The following is a 15,142-nucleotide window of genomic DNA, read 5'->3' on the forward strand; positions in this document are numbered from 1 at the left end:
CACCGATCTTGAGTCGGCATTTACAAAACCCCTGCTAGCGTGAACCTGGATCGGCCGCAACGGAAATCCGCTGCCATGCGGACATCCGCACGAGCCGCCGACATTCTGGCATGGAGTACTGATGATGAAATTCCGCAAGCCATTGTTGATCACGTTCGCCGCCGGCGCCCTGCTGTCCGCCGGCAGTCTGCTCGCCCAGCAGGCGCCGTCGCCCGCCGCCTCGGTATCGCCGCCGCCCGCCGGCACGACCAGCCCGCCGCCGAATGGCCATGCCGAAACGGCCACCATGAACACGCCGGCCGGCGAGCTGGTGGTGCATTCGAGCATGCCGCCGCCCCCGCCCGCGGGGCCTGCGCCGAGCTTCGAGCAATTGTCCGGCGGCGGCAAATACATCACCGAGCAACAGGCCGCGGCCTACCCGCTGCTGGTCAACGACTTCATCCACGCCGACCACAACCGCGACGGCCGCATCAGCAAGAGCGAATACGCGCGCTGGCTCTCGAACGAGTAGGTTCCTCCCCCGCGAAACGCCGGCTGCGGATGCGGCCGGCGTTTCACACGGCAATCACCGTCACCGCAAGCCGCTCCGCTAGACTGGCGTACCGCCCTGCCCGGAACGTTCTTGCATGATGCGATCGATTGCAGTCGTGGCCACGGTGCTGTGCATCGGTTCGACTAGTACCCTCCTGCACGCGCAGAATCCGGACCCCACCGACATCCGTGCCTGCACCGCGATCGAAAACGACGCGCAGCGACTGGCCTGCTACGACCATGCGACCGGGCGGGTCAACCTGCCGGTGGCGCAGAAGCGGGTGAACCCGGAAACCGCCACGCCGGGTATCTTCGCCCGCGACCGCGCGAAGGCCCCGGCCACCGCCGTGGAAACCAACAACGAGGTGGCCCGTCCGCTGTCGCTGCTCGACAGCCGCTGGGAGCTGTCGCCGGAAAGCAAGCTCGGCACCTTCAACATCCGCGGCTACAAGCCGGTGTACGTGCTGCCGGTGTTCGCCACCAGCAACCAGAACAGCCGGCCGCACAGCCCGAACCCGGACAACACCGTGCCGGCGCCGGGCGAACAGCTGGACAACGCCGAGATGAAGTTCCAGCTCAGCCTGAAGACCAAGGTGTGGCAGGGCGTGTTCGGCGATGCCGGCGACCTGTGGGTGGGTTACACCCAGTCTTCGCGCTGGCAGGTCTACAACGCGAAGCTGTCGCGGCCGTTCCGCGAGACCAACTACGAACCCGAGGCCACGCTGGTCTTCGATACCCACTACCAGGTGCTCGGCTGGGACGGGCGCCTGCTCGGCATCGGCTTCAACCACCAGTCGAACGGCCGCAGCAATCCGCTGTCGCGCAGCTGGAACCGGGTGATCGCCAACGTGGGCTTCGAGCGCGACGACTGGACCGTGATGCTCAGCCCGTGGTGGCACGTCCCCGAATCGCGCCGCACCAACGACAACCCCGACATCAGCGATTACATGGGCCGCGGCGAGGTGCAGATCGTGCGCGAATGGCGCGGCCAGGAGTTCGGCATGCTGCTGCGCCACTCCCTGCGCGGCGGCAGCCGCAGCCATGGCTCGGCGCGCTTCAGCTGGAGCTTCCCGGTGGCCGGCAACCTGCGTGGTTACATGGAGGTGTTCAAGGGCTACGGCGAAAGCCTGATCGACTACAACCACAACGCCAGCTACCTCGGCCTGGGCGTGTCGCTGCTCGACTGGTACTGAGCAGGCCGTAACGACGAAGGCCCGGTGCAGGCACCGGGCCTTCGCGCATCCGGCGCGGCGCGGCCGCGCCGGCGATCAGTGGTGATGGCCGCCGGCGCCGTGCACGTGGCCGTGCGCCAGCTCTTCCGCGGTGGCGTCGCGCACGCCGGTCACCTCGATGGCGAAGTGCAGGGTCTTGCCGGCCAGCGGGTGGTTGGCGTCGATGAACACCACGTCGTTCTCGACCTTGGTGACCGTGACGTTGATCTGCCCCTGCGGGCCGTTGCCCTGGAACTGCATGCCGGGCTGGATGTCCTCGACGCCCTGGAACGCCGCACGCGGCACTTCCTGCATCAGCTCGGCGTGATGCACGCCATAGCCTTCCTCCGGCGCCACGTCGGCAGTAAACCTGTCGCCGGAGGAACGGCCTTCCATCTGCTTCTCCAGGCCCGGCACGATGTGGCCGCTGCCGTGCAGGTAGGTCAGCGGTTCGCGGCCCTCGGAGCTGTCGATGACCTGGCCTTCGTCGTCGGTCAGCGTGTAATGGAAGGCGGCAACGGAGTTCTGGGCAATCTGCATGGCGTTCTCGCGAAGGGGGTCTGGTCCGCCGGCCTGGCGCCGACAAGGGCGGGCAAGGGTAGCAGAACTGCGCCGGTGCGCCGGAACATGGCCGGCCCACCTCCCGCCCGCCGTGCCGCCCTCAGCCGCCCAACCGGGCCAGCGTGTCCCGACCGATCTTCTCCGGCGTGTCGGTGGAGGCGTAGCGCTTCACCACCTGGCCGTCCGCGTCGACCAGGAACTTGGTGAAGTTCCACTTGATCGACTCGCTGCCGAGGATGCCCTTGCCCTCGCTCTTCAGCCACTTGTACAGCGGATCGGCGTGCTCGCCGTTCACCTCGATCTTGGCGAACAGCGGGAAGGTCACGTCGTACTGGGTGCTGCAGAAGGTCCTGATCTCGGCCTCGTCGCCGGGCTCCTGGTGGCCGAACTGGTCGCACGGGAAGCCCAGCACCACCAGGCCCCGGTCCCGCTGGTCCTGCCACAGCGCCTCCAGCCCCCGGTATTGCGGGGTGAAGCCGCACTTGGAGGCGACGTTGACGATCAGCAGGGTCTTGCCGCGCCATTCGGCGAGCGAGCGCGGGTTGCCGTCGATATCGCGGACGGTGAAGTCATACACGCTGGACATGGGAAGGCTCCGTCTCGACAGGTTCATCCGCCAGCATACGCCATCGCCGCCACGGCACGTGGCATAGAATGGCCCACCCACCCGCAGGCCAGGCCCGCCGTGATCCGCTTCGTCGATGTCCACAAGTCCTACCGCGTCGACGGCAGGGACATCCCCGCGCTGCAGCCGTTCAGCCTCGACGTCGCCGACGGCGAGGTGTTCGGCATCATCGGCCTGTCCGGCGCCGGCAAGTCGACGCTGATACGGCTGATCAACCTGCTCGAACGCCCCAGCGGCGGGCGCATCTTCGTGGGCGACACCGAGATGACCGCGCTGGCCGAACCGGCGCTGCGCGCGCAGCGGCGACGGATCGGCATGATCTTCCAGCATTTCAACCTGCTCTCCTCGCAGACGGTGGCGGACAACGTGGCGTTTCCGCTGCGGCTGGCCGGCGAACGCGACGCCGGCGCATTGCGCGCACGCGTCGACGAACTGCTGGCGCGGGTGGGGTTGAGCGCGCACGCCGACAAGTACCCGTCGCAGCTTTCCGGCGGCCAGAAGCAGCGCGTCGGCATCGCCCGCGCGCTGGCCAACCGGCCCACGATCCTGCTGTGCGACGAGGCCACCAGTGCGCTCGACCCGCAGACCACCGCCTCGGTGCTGGAACTGCTGGCCGAGATCAACCGCGAGCTGAAACTCACCATCGTGCTGATCACCCACGAGATGGACGTGGTGCGCCGCGTATGCGATCGGGTGGCGGTGCTCGACGCGGGCGCGATCGTGGAGCGTGGCGCGGTCGCCGACGTGTTCCTGCATCCGCAGCACCCCACCACCAAACGCTTCGTCAACGAGGCGCTGCCCGAGGAGGCGGCCAGCGAGCTGGCGCCGTTCGCCCGGGTGCCCGGGCGCCTCCTGCGGCTGAGCTTCCGCGGCGACGCCACGCTGACGCCGGCCCTGGGCCGCGTGACGCGCGAGACCGGCGTGGAGTTCAACCTCCTCGCCGGACGCATCGACCGCATCAAGGACCTGCCCTACGGCCAGCTCACCCTGGCGATGCAGGGCGAACGGGTGGACGCCGCGCTGGCCGCGCTGCGCGAGGCCGGCATCGAGATCGAGGAGCTGCACCGATGAACCCGCTGCAGAAACTCTTCCCGAACATCGACGACTGGGGCGAGATCGGCCGCGCCTGCATCGACACCCTGCTGATGCTCGGCGGCTCGCTGCTGCTCACCGTGCTGATCGGCCTGCCGCTGGGCGTGCTGCTGTACCTCACCGGCAAGGGCCAGTTGCGCCCGATGCCGAAGCTGTACGCGGTCAGCTCGCTGCTGGTGAACATCCTGCGCTCGGTGCCGTTCATCATCCTGATGATCGTGCTGATGCCGGTCACCTATGCCCTGGTCGGCACCAAGCTGGGCATCCGCGGCGCGATCCCGCCGCTGGTGATCGGCGCCGCGCCGTTCTTCGCGCGACTGGTGGAGACCGCGCTGCGCGAGGTGCAGCAGGGCGTGATCGAGGCCAGCCAGGCGATGGGCGCCAGCCTGTGGCAGATCGTGCGCCACGTGCTGCTGCCGGAAGCCCGCGGCGGCCTGCTCGCCGGCATCACGGTCACCGCGATCGCCCTGGTCGGCTACACCGCGATGGGCGGCGCGATCGGCTCCGGCGGGCTCGGCGACCTGGCCTACCGCTACGGCTACCTCAGCTACAAGTCCGACTACATGCTGGTCACCGTGCTGCTGCTGATCGCGCTGGTGCAGGCGCTGCAGATGGTCGGCGACCGCATCGTGGCGCGTTATAAGCGACGCTGATTTGGTCATTTGCGCCCGGCGGCGCGGGCGGCCTACCTTCGTTGGCCGCCCATGAGAATCAACGCCATGAGATTGCTGCTCGCCGCCATCGCTGCCATCCTGGCCCTGCTCCTGCTGGCCGGCTATGCCGCGCCGAAATCGTGACGCGCTGCAAGCCGTACCTGTCCCAGGTTTGCGTTTGGCCGTATAGACGGCCTATCATTGTGCGCCGCACAAGTGGATATGCCATGAGACTGCTGCTTGCCTCCCTCGCCCTGACCCTGCTGATGCTTGCCGGTTGTTCCGGTTCCGGCAAGCAGGGCGACAACGTGCTCACCGTGGCCGCTACCGCGGTGCCGCACGCGGAAATCCTCAAACAGGTGAAGCCCATCCTGGCGAAGGAAGGCGTGGAGCTTCAGGTCAAGGTGTTCGCCGACTACGTGCAACCGAACACCCAGGTGGCCGAGAAGGCCATCGACCTGAACTACTTCCAGACCAAGCCCTACCTGGACGCGTTCAACCGCGAGCGCGGCACCCGCCTCGTCATCATCACCGGCGTGCACATCGAGCCGTTCGGCGCGTACTCGAAGAAATACAAGAACATCGACCAGCTGCCCGACGGCGCTAGCGTGACGCTGCCGAACGACCCCAGCAACAACAGCCGTGCGCTGTTGCTGCTGGCGAAGCACGGCCTGATCACGCTGAAGGACCCGACCGACCAGATGTCCACGCTGAAGGACATCACCGCGAACCCGAAACACCTGAAGTTCCGCGAGCTGGAGGCGGCGATGCTGCCGCGCACGCTGGACGAGGTGGACCTGTCCCTGATCAACACCAACTACGCCCTGGCCGCCGGCCTGAATCCGACCAGGGATGCGTTGCTGATCGAGGACAAGGACTCGCCGTACGTGAACTACCTGGTCGGCCGCCCCGACAACCAGGACGACCCGCGCGTGCAGAAGCTGGCCAAGGCGCTGACCAGCCCGGCGATCAAGGCGTTCATCGAGCAGAACTACCACGGCGCCGTGCTGCCAGCGTTCTGACGACGCGCTGCGCTCCCTCCCCTGCTTGCAGGGGAGGGCTGGGGAGGGGTTCGCTCTTGATCTGCTCTTCCCCGCCAGCCCGAGCAACCCCCACCCAACCTCCCCCTGCCTGCAGGGGGAGGAGCCAAAGGCTGCCGCTATACAGTCACCCCTGCGTCGCGGGAATCTGGAACACCTGCCGCAGATACGCCACGTAAGCCTCGTCCTCGCACATGTTCTTGCCCGGCGAGTCGCTCAGCTTGGCCACCGGCTGGCCGTTGCAGCGGATCATCTTGATCACGATGTTGAGGGGCGCCGGCCCCATGTCGTTGGTGAGGTTGGTGCCCACGCCGAACGCCAGCTGGCAACGGCCGCGGAAGTGCGCATACAGCTGCATCACCTTGGGGATGTCCAGCCCGTCGCTGAACACCAGCACCTTGCTGCGCGGATCGACCCGGTTCGCGCCGTAGTGCGCCAGCACCTTCTCGCCCCAGGCGAACGGATCGCCGGAGTCGTGGCGGGTGCCGTCGAACAACTTGCAGAAGTACATGTCGAAGTCGCGCAGGAACGCGTCGAGCCCGTAGACGTCCGACAGCGCGATGCCGAGGTCGCCGCGGTATTCCTTCGCCCACGCCTCCAGCGCCGCCACCTGCGAATCGCGCAGGCGCGGACCCAGCGCCTGGTGCGCCTGCAGGTACTCGTGCGCCAGCGTACCCAGCGGCGTCAGCCCCAGCTTGCACGCCAGCCACACGTTGCTGGTGCCGGCCAGTTGCTCGCCCAGGCCATCGCGCAGGGTGGTCACCACCTCCTCCTGCCACACCCGCGAGTAGCGCCGGCGCGTGCCGTAGTCGGCCACCTTGCAGTCGGCATAGCCGGGCGTGTCGCGCAGCATCCCGATCTTCGCCTGCAGCCGCCGGCGCCCCTCGGCAAGGTCGAGGCCGCCACTGGTACGGCGGAAGTACACCTCGTTGACGATCGCCAGCAGCGGCACCTCGAACAGGATCGTGTGCAGCCACGGCCCGCGGATGCGGATCTCGATCTCGCCGTTGCCGGCCTCGGCCGGCGCGATCTCCACGTACTTCTCGTTGAGCTGGAACAGCCCGAGGAAATCGACGAAATCGCTCTTGATGAAGCGCCAGCCGCGCAGGTAGTCCAGTTCGTCCGCCGCGAAACGCAACCGGCACAGCGCCTTCAGCTCGGCACGGATCTCGTCGAGGCACGGCACCAGGTCGATATCCGGAGTGCGGCACTTGAAGCGGTACTCGACCTGGGCGGCGGGATACTGGTGCAGCACCACCTGCATCATCGAGAACTTGTACAGGTCGGTGTCGAGCAGCGAATCGATGATCATCAGTCGCCCAGGCGCGAACGGAAGTGGGCCATTATCCACGTCCGGGCGCGTTCCACGCGAGCTGCGCCGCCGGCTTCGCGCAAAAAGAAACCCCATCAGCCAGGGGAGGACTGATGGGGTTTGTCAGGTGGCATCCAGGGGAGGAAATGCCGACCCCTCAGTGATGCGATGGTCTGCACCACTTCTTGTCGCCGTCACGGCGATACGCGTACTTAGTGTGGCCACCCGGGCGTGAGTTCAACGTGCATGCGGGGACTTGTTCAGCTTTCCGACAGGCTTGCCTGGACGCCCCGCTGCGGGCATCGTCACGTGCCATCTCGCCACCTCCTGCCGGAACCCGCCATGAAGCTGATCGTCCTGTGCCTGATCGCGCTGTGCCTGGCCCGGCCCGCGGCGGCGGCCGAGCTGAGGATCGACCTCGGCCACGGCGTCGCGACCTATCGGACCGGGACCTTGCTCAGGCGAGGCGACGCACGCACGATCGACGTGCCGGCGGATGTCGCGTTCCACCACCCGACGCGCTACCGCGCCGTGCCGCTGGCCGCCCTGCTCGAAGGCATCGCGGCAGGCGACCACCTGCAGTTCGTCGCCGCCGACGGCTTTGCCGCCGAGATACCTGCCGCGCTGCTGTTGAACAAGCTGGGCAGCGAGGCGTGGCTGGCGATCGAGGACCCGGCCCGGCCGTGGCCCGCCTTGCCCGGACACGGCAGCGCCGGGCCGTTCTACGTGGTGTGGACGCGGCCGCAGGCCGCACACGTCGGCCCGGAACAATGGCCGTACCAGCTGGCGAGCATCCGCCGGCTGGCCGGCGTGGCCGAACGCTTCCCAGCGATGCTGCCCGCTCCCTCGCTGCCGCCGGGCAGCGAGGTACGGCACGGCTTCGCCGTATTCCAGCGCACCTGCCTTGCATGCCACACGCTCAACGGCCAGGGCGACGCGAAGCTCGGCCCGGACCTGAACCTACCGTACAACCCCACCGAGTACCTGCGCGCCGACCTGCTGCGCGCGTTCATCCGCGATCCGCAGTCCCTGCGGCAATGGCCGCAGGCGAAGATGCCGGGCTTCGACGCGCAGGCGCTGTCCGAGGCCGACCTCGACGCCGTGCTGGCCTACCTGCGGCACATGGCGGGGCGGAAGCCGGGGCGCTGATGCACGGGTTCAGCTGCGGCCCGTCGGCCCTTCAGTTCCCGTCGGAACAGTTGCCCGCACACCATTGCCGCAACGCCTGTTCGCGCTGCGCCTGCGGCTTCCGCGCCAGCTCGCGCACGCTGGCGTAGAACGCCGGCCAACGGCGCCCGGCATCGCGGAACATCGCGGCGAACGCCGGCGTCCAGCGGTCGTACAGGCCGAACGGCAGCAGCCGCGCGTTGTTGATGGGCCGGGCGACCCAGGCGTCGTAGCGGTGTTCGCCCGGCCAGTCCCGATCGCGCCACTGGGCGTAGCGGACGCGGAATGCCGCTATCTCGCGCTGCTTGCCGGCCTCCATCGACGCTGCGTCCGCGCCGCCGGCGTACAGGGTTTTCAGGCGCGCGCGCAGGTCCAGCACCAGCCGGGTGAAGCCGTCGCCCATCGCCTGCGCCTTGCCGTCGCCCGGCGGCAGGCCGCGCGACTGGCGCCATTCGCGCAGGCCCTCGGTCTGCACGAAGGTCGCAAAGGACTCGTTGAACGCGGTGTCACCCTTCACATAGACCAGCTGGTGCGCCAGCTCGTGGAAGATCGTGCCGTCCAGCTCGTCGTCGTCCCAGCGCAGCATGCTCGACAGGATCGGGTCGGCGAACCAGCCCAGCGTGGAATACGCCGGCACGCCGCCGATCCACACGTCATCGCCGCGCGCCTGCAGACGCGCCGCATCGGCCTTCGCATCGGCTTCCCCGAACCAGCCGCGATAGGCCACGCAGCCGGCAACCGGAAAGCACTGCGGCACCGCCTCCACCGAATAGCGCGGTGCCGCGAACACGTTCCACACCACGTACGGCCGGTCCAGCACCACGTAGCCGGTATAGCTGCGGTTGTCCGGCAAGCCGAGCTGTTGCGAGGCGAACCGGCGCGCCAGTTGCGCACGTTGCAGGCGCGCGGCGAGCTGCGGATCGGTGGCCGGATCGCGCAGCAACGTCCTGACCGCGCGCCGATGGACGATCAGCTCGCCCTGCCCGCGCACGGCCTGTGCGTAGTAGCGCAGGCTGCCGCAGGAGCACAGCAAAAGGCCCATCGCCACGATGACGATGAGCCTCGGGAAGCGGCGGTGCGACGGCCATCGGAACCGGGGCATCCCCCCGCGGTGCCTCATGCCTCAGCGCTGATCATCGCGGTCGCGGTCGTGCCCGCGGTGGTTGTTGCGGTCATCGTCGTGGTCGTCGCGGTCCCGGTAGCCGCCATCGCGGCGGCCCTGCCACTGGCCGGCGTGACCGCGATAATCGCGGTCGCCGTCGCGGTAGCCATCGTGGCGATAGCGCGAGCCGCCGTACCACACGCTGCTGACACCCACGCTGACGCCGGGTGCGTAGCAGCAGCCGTAATAGCCGTTGCCGTAGTAACCGCCGTAATAGTCGTTATCGTAGTATCCCGGCGCCACGACATAGGCGCTTCCGCCGTCGCCATAGTAGGCGTCGCCGACATAGCCGGAGCCGCGCACATAGCTGTAACCCGGGTCGTAATAGCAGCCCGAGAGCGCCGCGGTGGCGGCGATCAGGGCAAGACTGGCCAGCAGGCGTTTCATGATCTGCCTCCCTCTGAGGAGTGACGATGCCACGTTAGGGCGCGCAGCTTGAACGCGTACTGAGTTTGCGGCGCCGGGCCGGGCGGCATTTACCCGCCAGCCATGTCCCGCCGGGCGGGCGATCCGGGAAAGCCGCCCATCAGCCCTTGCGCTTGCCCTGCTCGCCACGCTGGGCTGCCAGCACGCGTCCATCGGTGCCACCGGCTTCCGTCGACAGCGGCGGGTGCAGGTCGGCGCCGCCGGAAACCGGCAGCGGCAGATTCGCGCCCGGCCAGCCCGGCCCCTGCCTGGCACGTTCCTGCTTGGCCTCCAGCAACGCCTGGATCTTCGCTACCGCATCCTCCTGGCTGATGTACTGGAGCGGTGCCTCCTGCGGCACAGGCTCGGGCGCAACCGGCCTCCTCGCCACGATCGCCGGCTTGGCGGCGGGCTTTGCCATGGACTTCTTCGCTGCCTTTGCCGCGGCCGGCTTGCGCACCTGCGGACTGGCGACGGCTTTCCGAGCCGCCGGTTTGCGGACGGCCGCCTTTCTCGCAACGACCTTCTTCGCGGCCGCTTTCCGGCCCGCGACCTTTTTCGCCGCAAGCTTTTTCGCTGCGGTCTTCCTTGGCGCGGTCTTCCTTGGCGCGGCCTTCTTCACCGCCTGCTTCTTCGCCGCAGGCTTCTTCGTCGCCGCCTTCCTTGCCGCGACCTTCTTCGTTGCCGCCTTGCGTGGTGCGGTCTTCCTCGCCGTCTTTTTTGCGGTGGACGCTTTCTTTGCCGCGGACTGCTTCGCGGCCGACTTGCGGGTCATAGCCATGCGCTCATTCTCCTGCGGTGATCGATGCAACCATCCCCAGTATGCGCGCCCCGGCTACGACGGGCATGGCGCAGCGCGGTAACCGTTCATCCGCGGAAGCCGGGATGTGCCAGCGCATCGAGGAAATGCGGCAGCACCCGCGGCTCCGCCAACAGGGTGAATACCACGCCGTACGCCGCGCCCCACAGGTGCGCGCTGTGGTTGACGTTGCCCTGGCCGCGCCGGTCCATGTAGATCGAGTAGCCGGTGTACAGCACCGCGTAGACGATCGCCGGCATCGGGATCACCAGCACGACGATGCGCGACCACGGCGCCAGCAGGATGAAGGCGAACAGCACCGCCGACACCGCGCCCGAGGCACCGAGGCTGCGGTAGTTCGGGTTGCCGCGGTTCTTCAGGTAGGTCGGCAGGATCGAGACCACCAGGCCGCCGATGTAGAACAGCGCGAAGCCGAGCGTGCCCAGCCGCGCGGTGAAGAAGCCTTCCATCACCCGGCCGAAGAAGAACAGCGTGATCATGTTGAACAGCAGGTGCCCGAAATCTGCATGCACCACGCCGTAGGTCACCAGGCGATGGTATTCACGCTGGCGGGCAATCGCCGGCGGCCACAGGATCAGGTCGTTCATCAGGCGGCTGTTGTTGAACGCCATGAACGAGACGATGCAGGTGATGGCGATGATGACCAGGGTGATCGGCATGGGCAGTTCCGCGTCGGGCAGCAAAGGCGGGCATCTTGGCGTCACCGCCGCGGCTTGTCGACTTCCCGGTGCGGCCGCTCATGCCCGCGCGACCGCATGGATATGACGAAAAATCACTGCCGCGGGCGGTGGCAGGCGGCTATCATGCGCCGTTTCATGCGGCCGCCGGCCGCCCGACGGATCCCATGGCCTCGCTTCGCTACCTGCATCTGGACGTCTTTGCCGCCACCCCGGGCGGCGGCAACCACTTGGGCGTGGTGATCGGCGCCGACGGCTGGAGCACCGCGGCGATGCAGCGCTTCGCGCGCTGGACGGCGCTGGTCGAGACCACCTTCCTGCTGCCGCCGGCCGATCCGCGGGCCAGCTACCGCGTGCGCATCTTCACCCCGCACAAGGAGATCCCATTCGCCGGCCACCCCAGCATCGGCAGCGCGCACGCCGCGCTCGAATGCGGCCTGGCCGCGCCGCGCGACGGCCTGCTGTGGCAGGAATGCGGCGCCGGCGTGCTGCCGATCCGCATCGTGGGCAGCGGCGCCGACCGCGAACTGCTGCTGCAGTCGCCGGGCGAGCGCGTACTGGACACCGGCCGCGACGCCCATCCGCTGCTGGCGACCACGCTGGCCGGCATCCAGCTGGGCGCGCTGCCGCCGGCACTGGTCGACGGCGGCCGCCGCTGGTGGCTGGCCGAGGTGGCGGACGAAGCCGGCTTGCGCGCGTGGCAACCCGACCACGCAGCCATCGCCGCGCTGGCGCAGGCCAGCGACAGCATGGGCCTGTGCGCGTTCGCGCGAAGCGGCCACCCCGACTACCAGCTGGTGGTGCGCGCGTTCCCGGCGGGCGTGGGCATCGTCGAGGATCCCGCCTCCGGCGCCGCCAACGGCCTGATCGCCGCCTACATCGCCCACGCCGAACCGCACGGCACGCTGGCCCGCGGCTACAAGGTCAGCCAGGGCCGCGAGATCGGCCACGACGCGCAACTGATCGTGCACATCGACGGCGACGCGATCTGGGTCGGCGGGCGCAGCCACGCGGTGATCGACGGCGCGCTGGACTGGAACCCGCGCGAAGGCTGAGCGCTGCCGCGAAAACGCGGCACCAGCCTAGCCGCGTTCGTCAAGGTGCGCCCGGCGCGCGGCGACCAGCGCCAGCGCGGACCAGTCCATCTCGGCATCGCCGGCCGCCAGGGCCTCCAGCATGGCGTCGCGCAACACTCCGGCGAACGGCAGCGGCACCCGCCCAGCCTCGCCGGCCGCCAGCGCCAGCCCCACGTCCTTGAAACCCAGCGGCAAGGCGAACCCGGCCGGCTTGAAACGCTGCTCGGCGATCAATTTCCCGTAGCCCTGGTAGGCCGGCGCGGCGAACAGGGTGTTCGTCATCACGTCGAGGAACTCCGCGGCACCGACGCCGTAGGCCCGGGTCAAGGCGCTCGCTTCCGCCATGCTCTCGATCGCGCTGGCCAGCATGAAATTGCCCGCGATCTTCACTACGTTGGCGCGCTCCGGCGCCTCGCCCAGCGGCCACAGCCGGCTGCCCATCGCCTCCAGCAAGGAGCGCACCCGCTCGACCGCGGCCGGCTTGCCGGCCACGACGATATTCAACTTCGCCGCGGCCGCCACGTCCGGGCGGCCGAATACCGGCGCGGCGACGTATTCCAGCCCACGCTTCTCGTGCTCCGCGGCCAGCTCCTGCGCCAGCGCCACCGAGATCGTGGCGTGGTTGACGTGCACGGTGCCGCGATCCATCGCATCGAGCAGGCCGCCGTCGAGGAACACCTCGCGCACCGCCTGGTCGTTCGCCAGCATGCTGCACAGCACCTCGCCCTGCGCGGCGCGGTCGGCGCTGCGCGCCACCCTGGCCCCCAGCGAGGCCAGCGGCTCGGTGGCCGCGACGGAACGATTCCACACCGTCAACGTGTGGCCGGCCGCCAGCAGGTTGCTGGCCATCGCGCCGCCCATCGCGCCGAGACCGATGAATCCGACTTTCATGCGGGTGTCCTCGTGCCGAAGCCGGCGCACAGTGAAGCACGCGGGATATTCAATCCGCGCGAAATCCGCCGTGCGCGGGCGGCCTCACACCGCCTGCCCGGCCGCCTGCCCCGAGGCCCACGCCCACTGGAAGTTGTAGCCGCCCAGCCAGCCGGTGACGTCGACCACCTCGCCGATGAAGTACAGCCCCGGCACCAGCTTCGATTGCATCGTGCTGGAGGACAGCCCGTCGGTATCGACGCCGCCCAGGGTGACTTCGGCAGTGCGATAGCCTTCGGTGCCGCTGGCGGTGATCGGCCACGCGTTGAGCCGCGTGCCGATCTGCCCGAGTTCGGCGTCGCGGTACTGGCGCATCGGGCGGCTCTCGAGCCATTGCTCGCACAGGCGCTGCGCCAGCCGTTTCGGCAACACATCGCCGAGCACGGTCTTCAGTTCCGCCAGCGGCCGCGCCGCGCGCTGTTCGACCAGGTGCGCGCCGGCGTCCCGGTCCGGCAGCAGGTCGATGCGCAAGTCATCCCCGGGTTGCCAGTACGAGGAAATCTGCAGGATCGCCGGACCGCTGATGCCGCGGTGGGTGAACAGCAGGCCAGCACGGAAGCCCTGCCTACCCACGCGCGTCTCCACCGTAGGCAGCGCCACGCCGGCGAGGCCCTGGTAATGCTCCTGGTGCTTGCCGCTCAGGGTCAGCGGCACCAGCCCGGCGCGCGTGGGCAGCACGGCGTGGCCGAACTGGCGCGCCAGTTCATAGCCGAAACCACTGGCGCCCATGCTGGGGATCGACAGGCCGCCCGAGGCGACCACCAGCGACTCGGCGTGCACCTCGCCGCGCGCGGTGTGCACGCCGAAGCCTTCCGGCGTCTTGCGCACGCGCTGCACGCCGCAATCCGCCTCCACGGTGACGCCGGCGGCGGCGCATTCGTCCAGCAGCATGCGCACGATCTGCTTCGACGAGTCGTCGCAGAACAGCTGGCCCAGCTCCTTTTCGTGATACGCGATGCGGTGCTTCTCCACCAGCGCGACGAAATCCCACGGCGTGTAGCGCGCCAGCGCGGACTTGGCGAAATGCGGGTTGGCCGACAGGTAGTTCGCCGGCGTGGCGCCCATGTTGGTGAAATTGCAGCGGCCGCCGCCGGACATCAGGATCTTCTTGCCGACCTTGTTGGCATGGTCGACCACCAGCACGCGGCGGCCGCGCTGGCCTGCGGCGATCGCGCACATCAGGCCGGCGGCGCCGGCGCCGATGATCAACACGTCCACTTTCACGAACCGGCATCCTCGCGCCGCCACAGGTCGCGCATTATCGCCCAGCCGCATGGCTTACACTTTGTGCCTGTTTCCCGCGAGCCGCCGCCATGCCTTCCTTTGACGTGATCTCCGAAGTCGACAAGCACGAACTGACCAATGCGATCGACCAGGCCAACCGCGAACTGACCACGCGCTTCGACTTCAAGGGCGTGGACGCGAAGTACGTGCTGGACGACGGCGTGATCACCCAGAGCGCGCCCAGCGAATTCCAGCTGCAGCAGATGCTGGACATCCTGCGCGGCCGGCTGACCGCGCGGAAGATCGACATCCGCGCGCTCGACGTGGGCGAGCCCGAAACCAACCTGGGCGGCTCGCGCCAGAAGATCACCGTGAAGCAGGGCATCGAGCAGCCGGTCGCGAAGAAGCTGGTGGCCGAGCTGAAGGCGGCCAAGCTCAAGGTCGAGGCGCAGATCAACGGCGACAAGCTGCGCGTCAGCGGCAAGAAGCGCGACGACCTGCAGGCGGCGATGGCGGTGCTGCGCAAGTCGGACGTCGAGCTGCCGCTGCAGTTCGACAACTTCCGCGACTGAATTCCCCCATTGCCACTGTAGGAGCGCACCCTGTGCGCGATGCCTTTCTCGCAGCGTGACGAAGAGCATCGCGCACAGGGTGCG

Annotated in this window: 17 protein-coding genes and 1 pseudogene; 8 read left to right on the forward strand and 10 right to left on the reverse strand. The window is 68.5% G+C overall.

Features of this window, described 5'->3' with window-relative positions:
- Positions 1 to 121: 121 nt before the first annotated feature.
- The gene (locus AC3WRN_RS12680; RefSeq protein WP_492623235.1) at positions 122 to 511 is read left to right on the forward strand and encodes a hypothetical protein; all 390 of its coding nucleotides are present in this window, start codon (positions 122 to 124) and stop codon (positions 509 to 511) included.
- Positions 512 to 626: 115 nt separating this feature from the next.
- Positions 627 to 1,724, forward strand: a complete 1,098-nt coding sequence (locus AC3WRN_RS12685; RefSeq protein ID WP_492623236.1) for a phospholipase A — start codon at positions 627 to 629, stop codon at positions 1,722 to 1,724.
- Positions 1,725 to 1,799: 75 nt separating this feature from the next.
- On the opposite strand, the gene AC3WRN_RS12690 is transcribed toward AC3WRN_RS12685, so the two are convergent.
- Both AC3WRN_RS12690 and AC3WRN_RS12695 read right to left on the reverse strand, forming a co-directional pair.
- A complete protein-coding gene (locus tag AC3WRN_RS12690) occupies positions 1,800 to 2,282 on the reverse strand; it encodes an FKBP-type peptidyl-prolyl cis-trans isomerase (protein ID WP_492623237.1) in 483 nt (160 codons plus the stop codon).
- 121 nt (positions 2,283 to 2,403) lie between these two features.
- Positions 2,404 to 2,889 carry a glutathione peroxidase gene (locus AC3WRN_RS12695; protein WP_068096880.1) on the reverse strand — a complete coding sequence of 162 codons (486 nt, stop codon included), beginning with the start codon at positions 2,887 to 2,889 and terminating at the stop codon, positions 2,404 to 2,406.
- A 99-nt stretch (positions 2,890 to 2,988) separates the two neighbouring features.
- Between AC3WRN_RS12695 and AC3WRN_RS12700 the strand changes: the two genes are divergently transcribed.
- From AC3WRN_RS12700 to AC3WRN_RS12710, 3 genes are all read left to right on the forward strand, one after another.
- The gene (locus AC3WRN_RS12700) at positions 2,989 to 3,999 is read left to right on the forward strand and encodes a methionine ABC transporter ATP-binding protein (RefSeq protein WP_068096883.1); all 1,011 of its coding nucleotides are present in this window, start codon (positions 2,989 to 2,991) and stop codon (positions 3,997 to 3,999) included.
- Positions 3,996 to 4,673 (forward strand): methionine ABC transporter permease, encoded by a 678-nt coding sequence (locus AC3WRN_RS12705; protein WP_492623238.1) that lies wholly within the window; start codon positions 3,996 to 3,998, stop codon positions 4,671 to 4,673. The genes AC3WRN_RS12700 and AC3WRN_RS12705 overlap by 4 nt, the downstream gene beginning before the upstream one ends.
- 227 nt (positions 4,674 to 4,900) lie before the next feature.
- Positions 4,901 to 5,695, forward strand: a complete 795-nt coding sequence (locus tag AC3WRN_RS12710; protein ID WP_492623239.1) for a MetQ/NlpA family ABC transporter substrate-binding protein — start codon at positions 4,901 to 4,903, stop codon at positions 5,693 to 5,695.
- Positions 5,696 to 5,840: 145 nt separating this feature from the next.
- Here AC3WRN_RS12710 and pncB read toward each other — a convergent pair whose 3' ends face one another.
- The gene (pncB, locus tag AC3WRN_RS12715) at positions 5,841 to 7,025 is read right to left on the reverse strand and encodes a nicotinate phosphoribosyltransferase (protein WP_492623240.1); all 1,185 of its coding nucleotides are present in this window, start codon (positions 7,023 to 7,025) and stop codon (positions 5,841 to 5,843) included.
- Positions 7,026 to 7,367: 342 nt separating this feature from the next.
- On the opposite strand from pncB, the gene AC3WRN_RS12720 reads away from it, so the two are divergent.
- The gene (locus AC3WRN_RS12720) at positions 7,368 to 8,174 is read left to right on the forward strand and encodes a cytochrome c (protein ID WP_492623241.1); all 807 of its coding nucleotides are present in this window, start codon (positions 7,368 to 7,370) and stop codon (positions 8,172 to 8,174) included.
- Positions 8,175 to 8,205: 31 nt separating this feature from the next.
- Here AC3WRN_RS12720 and AC3WRN_RS12725 read toward each other — a convergent pair whose 3' ends face one another.
- The 5 genes and pseudogenes from AC3WRN_RS12725 to AC3WRN_RS12745 form a co-directional block, all read right to left on the reverse strand.
- Positions 8,206 to 9,234 carry an aminopeptidase gene (locus tag AC3WRN_RS12725; RefSeq protein WP_492623267.1) on the reverse strand — a complete coding sequence of 343 codons (1,029 nt, stop codon included), beginning with the start codon at positions 9,232 to 9,234 and terminating at the stop codon, positions 8,206 to 8,208.
- 81 nt (positions 9,235 to 9,315) lie between these two features.
- Positions 9,316 to 9,741: a hypothetical protein gene (locus AC3WRN_RS12730; RefSeq protein ID WP_492623242.1), complete on the reverse strand. Its 426-nt coding sequence runs from the start codon at positions 9,739 to 9,741 to the stop codon at positions 9,316 to 9,318.
- Positions 9,742 to 9,880: 139 nt separating this feature from the next.
- Complete coding sequence (locus AC3WRN_RS12735; protein WP_492623269.1) at positions 9,881 to 10,180, reverse strand: hypothetical protein; 300 nt, start codon at positions 10,178 to 10,180, stop codon at positions 9,881 to 9,883.
- Between the two features lie 9 nt (positions 10,181 to 10,189).
- Positions 10,190 to 10,540 (reverse strand): annotated as a pseudogene (locus AC3WRN_RS12740) (histone H1-like repetitive region-containing protein); the annotation flags it as partial.
- 86 nt (positions 10,541 to 10,626) lie between these two features.
- A complete protein-coding gene (locus AC3WRN_RS12745) occupies positions 10,627 to 11,238 on the reverse strand; it encodes a rhomboid family intramembrane serine protease (protein WP_492623243.1) in 612 nt (203 codons plus the stop codon).
- 185 nt (positions 11,239 to 11,423) lie between these two features.
- On the opposite strand from AC3WRN_RS12745, the gene AC3WRN_RS12750 reads away from it, so the two are divergent.
- A complete protein-coding gene (locus tag AC3WRN_RS12750) occupies positions 11,424 to 12,311 on the forward strand; it encodes a PhzF family phenazine biosynthesis protein (protein ID WP_492623244.1) in 888 nt (295 codons plus the stop codon).
- Between the two features lie 27 nt (positions 12,312 to 12,338).
- Here AC3WRN_RS12750 and AC3WRN_RS12755 read toward each other — a convergent pair whose 3' ends face one another.
- Both AC3WRN_RS12755 and AC3WRN_RS12760 read right to left on the reverse strand, forming a co-directional pair.
- Positions 12,339 to 13,253: an NAD(P)-dependent oxidoreductase gene (locus AC3WRN_RS12755; protein WP_255373123.1), complete on the reverse strand. Its 915-nt coding sequence runs from the start codon at positions 13,251 to 13,253 to the stop codon at positions 12,339 to 12,341.
- 54 nt (positions 13,254 to 13,307) lie between these two features.
- On the reverse strand, positions 13,308 to 14,486 hold the full coding sequence (locus AC3WRN_RS12760) for a BaiN/RdsA family NAD(P)/FAD-dependent oxidoreductase (RefSeq protein ID WP_492623245.1): 1,179 nt from the start codon (positions 14,484 to 14,486) through the stop codon (positions 13,308 to 13,310).
- Positions 14,487 to 14,575: 89 nt separating this feature from the next.
- On the opposite strand from AC3WRN_RS12760, the gene AC3WRN_RS12765 reads away from it, so the two are divergent.
- Positions 14,576 to 15,058 (forward strand): YajQ family cyclic di-GMP-binding protein, encoded by a 483-nt coding sequence (locus AC3WRN_RS12765; RefSeq protein ID WP_492623246.1) that lies wholly within the window; start codon positions 14,576 to 14,578, stop codon positions 15,056 to 15,058.
- The last annotated feature ends 84 nt before the right edge of the window (positions 15,059 to 15,142 follow it).

It is taken from the genome of Rhodanobacter sp. FW101-FHT13A11, assembly GCF_058790335.1.